The following is a 3,883-nucleotide window of genomic DNA, read 5'->3' on the forward strand; positions in this document are numbered from 1 at the left end:
CCGACCAGCGGGCGCGGTCGCCGGTCCGGTACATCCGCTCGCCCACGCCACCGAACGGGCACGCCACGAACCGCTCGGCGGTCAGCCCGGCACGGTTCAGGTAACCCCGGGCCAGGCAGGCGCCCGCCACATACAGTTCACCCACCACACCCACCGGCACGGGCTCCAGCGAGGCGTCCAGCACGTACACCTGTGCGCCGGCGACCGGCGTACCGATGACAGGTCCGGACTCCCCTGCCACCCGGGCGACCGTCGCATCGACCGTGCACTCCGTCGGGCCGTAGAAGTTGAGTCCTTCGATCCCCTCCACCGATCGCAGCCGGTGCCACACGTCCTCCGGAACCGCCTCGCCACCCACGACAATGCGCTTGGGGCTCGATCCGACGCCGTCCAACAACCCCTGGTCCATGAGCAGTTGGAGATACGAGGGCGTCACGTTCACCAAGTCGATGCCGCTGTGGGTCAGCCATCGCACCAGCGAGCGCGCATCGGTCCACGTATCGGCGTCCACGACGTGCAGTTCATGACCGTCGAACAGGCACGACAGCTGGTCCCACGACGCGTCGAACGACACCGACGTCGTCAACGCCACCCGCAGTGGCCGGTCGCCGCCACCGGTCAGCGGCGCGAACAGCAACTCCCGGTTCCTCGCGCACAGTTGCGCGAGACTGCGGTGGGTCACCACCACGCCCTTCGGCGTTCCCGTCGACCCCGACGTGTAGATGACATACGCCGGATGCGACGGGAGCAGCGGCCGCGACCGCTCGTCCTGACCCAACGGGCTTCGGGACAGCTGGGCCAACTCGGCTTCCAGGGAGGGAGAATCGACCACCACACGGGTCACCGACGTCCGGTCGCCGCCGCCGTCCGGCACGGGCACCAGGTCCGCGACCGAGGCGGAGGTCACCACGGTCTCCGCCCCCGAGTCCGCGAGCACGAAGGCGTTCCGCTCGGCCGGATAGGCCGGGTCGAGGGGCAGGTACGTGCCGCCCGCCTTCAGTACACCCAGGAGACCGACCACGAGGTCGACGCCTCGGTCGAACATCACCCCGACGACCGACTCCGGCCCCACACCCTGCCCGATGAGCAGGCGTGCCAGTCGGTTCGCGCGCGCGTCCAGCTCCGCGTACGACACCGAGGAGCCCTCGAACACCACCGCCACCGCGTCCGGCGTCCGCGCGGCCTGCGCTTCGAACAGCTCCACCGCCGTCGCAGCCGTCGTCGCCGAAACCGCCGGCTCATCGGCCGAAGTCCCGTTCCACTCCAGGAGAACCCGGCGCCGCTCGTCGTCATCGAGCACGTCGACGGCGCCCACCCGCAGTTCGGGGTCGGCTCCCAGCAGTTCGAGCACTCGTGTCCAACGCCACGCGAGCCGTTGGGCGCTCGCCTCGTCGAACAGGTCTGCCGCCGCGATCACCGAGCCGCCGAGCCCGGCCGGCGCACCCTCGCCGTCGAACTCCTCTCCGACGATCACGTCGAGGTCGAACTTCGCCGTGGGCGCACCGGCTGCCACGGCCTCGGAGCTCAGTCCGGCCAACTCGAGTTCGGCCCGGCCCGTGTTCTGCAGGGTGAGCATGACCTGGAACAGCGGGTGCCGGGACAGGGAACGGACCGGCGCCAGCTCCTCCACGAGCCGCTCGAACGGCACATCCTGATGCGCGTACGCCGACAGTCCCGTTTCCCGTAGACGGCCGAGGAGTTCACGGAAGGTCGGGTTCCCCGACAGGTCGGTACGGATCACCAGCGTGTTGACGAAGAACCCGACCAGGTCGTCCATGGCCTCGTCGGTACGGCCGGCGACCGCCGAACCGACCGGAATGTCGGTGCCCGCGCCCAGCCGCGACAGCAGCACCGCCAGCGCGGCCTGCAGCACCATGAACACCGTCACGCCCTCGGCCCGCGCCAACTCCGCGAGCCGCGCGTGCACTTGTGCCGGAACCTCCAGCGGCACACTGTGACCCCGGTGGCTCGCCACTGCAGGCCGCGCACGGTCGAACGGCAGCTCCAACTCCTCCGGCACACCGGCCAGCGCCTCACGCCAGTACGCCACCTGTCGCGAGATCACACTCTCCGGGTCGCTCTCCTCGCCCAGCAGCTCGCGCTGCCACAGCGCGTAGTCCGCGTACTGGACGGGCAGCGGCTCCCACTCCGGTGCCCGGCCCGCACACCGCGCCTCGTACGCCGCCGACACATCCCGCGCCAACGGCCCCATCGACCAGCCGTCCCCCGCGATGTGATGCACCACGACGACCAGCACCTGCTCCGCCGGCCCCGCCACGAACAACCACGCTCGGAAGGGGATTTCCTCGGAAAGGTCGAAGGCATGGCCGCGCGCCACGGCGACCGCACCGGCCAGCGCGTCCGGCGCCACGTCCACCACCTGGAGCTCCCACTCCAGATCCCCGGCATCCATGACGCATTGGTACGGCTCGCTGTCCGCCACCGCGAACACCGTACGCAGCACCTCGTGCCGCCCCACCACGTCCCGCAGCGCAGCACCCAGTGCGTCCCGGTCCACATCACCGGTAAGACGCACCGCGACAGGAATGTTGTACGTCGCGCTCGGACCCTCCAACTGCCCCAGGAACCATAGGCGTTGCTGCGCGAACGACAACGGCACCCGCTCCGGACGCTCCCCGGCCGCCGTCAACGCCGCACGGACGGAACCAGCGCCTTCCAGCCGGGTGGCCAGGCGAGCCACTGTGGCGGCCTCGAAGACGGTGCGCAGCGACAGTTCGACGCCCAGCACCGTCCGGATCCGGCTCACCAGACGGACGGCGAGCAGCGAATGCCCGCCGAGCTCGAAGAAGTTGTCGTCGACGCCCACCCGGTCCACACCGAGGACCTCGGCGAACACCGCGCAGAGAATCTCCTCGCGGGCGTCGGCCGGCCTGCGGCCCGCACCGGTGGCGTACTCCGGGGCGGGAAGGGCCTTGCGGTCCAGCTTACCGCTGAGTGTGAGCGGCAGGGCGTCGAGGACCACGACGGCGGCCGGCACCATGTACTCGGGCAGCCGTGCGGCCGCGAAGCCGGTCAGGTCCGTTTCCGGGGCTCTGTGGCCTTGGCCGGTTCCCTCGGTGAGCACGACGTAGGCGACCAGGCGCTTGTCGCCGGGGGTGTCCTCACGTACGACCACGGCCGCCTGGGCGACACGTTCGTCAGCGGTCAGTACGGCCTCGATCTCACCGAGCTCGATCCGGAACCCGCGGACCTTGACCTGCTCGTCGACCCGGCCGACATACTCCAGGTCTCCCCCCACCGACCAGCGCACCAGATCCCCCGTCCGGTACAACCGCTCACCACCGGAACCGAAGGGATCGGCCACAAACCGCTCAGCCGTCAAAGCGGCACGATTCAGATAACCCCGCGCCAGACCCGCACCCGCCACATACAACTCACCCACCACACCCACCGGAACCGGAGCCAACCCCCCGTCCAGCACATACGCCCGCGCATTCGCGATAGGCCGCCCGATCGGCGGAGCCCCCACCACCTCACCCTGGGCGAACCACGCCGCCGAATACACCGTCGCCTCGGTCGGACCGTAGATGTTCGCCACCCGCACCCCGGGCAACGCCTCCCGAATCCCCCGCACCGCACCCGCCGACAACGCCTCACCCGCCAGCACCACCGTCCGCACCGACGCCCGCACCAACCCCAGAACACCACCAGCACCACCACCGGCGCCCACCACCTGACCCAACGCAGACGGCACCGCACTGATCAAACTCACCGCCCCCGGACCACCCTCACGGTCCAGCAACGCCAGAACATCCCCCACGACTTCAATGCTGCCCCCGCACACCAGCGGCCCGAACAGCTCGAACACCGACACGTCGAAACTCAACGACGTCGACGCCAGCACCCGCGAGAAATCCTCACC

General features: G+C 70.0%; 1 protein-coding gene and 1 pseudogene. Both read right to left on the minus strand.

Annotated elements, in window-relative coordinates; all coding sequences use genetic code 11:
* Positions 1-3,325, minus strand: a 3,325-nt coding sequence (locus ACFY4A_RS42360) for an amino acid adenylation domain-containing protein (protein WP_390834641.1), incomplete at its 3' end; no start/stop codon positions are given.
* Positions 3,326-3,415: 90 nt separating this feature from the next.
* Positions 3,416-3,865, minus strand: a pseudogene (locus ACFY4A_RS42365) (AMP-binding protein); the annotation flags it as partial.
* Positions 3,866-3,883 lie beyond the last annotated feature (18 nt).

The organism is Streptomyces sp. NPDC001292, assembly GCF_042896465.1.
Lineage (GTDB): Bacteria > Actinomycetota > Actinomycetes > Streptomycetales > Streptomycetaceae > Streptomyces.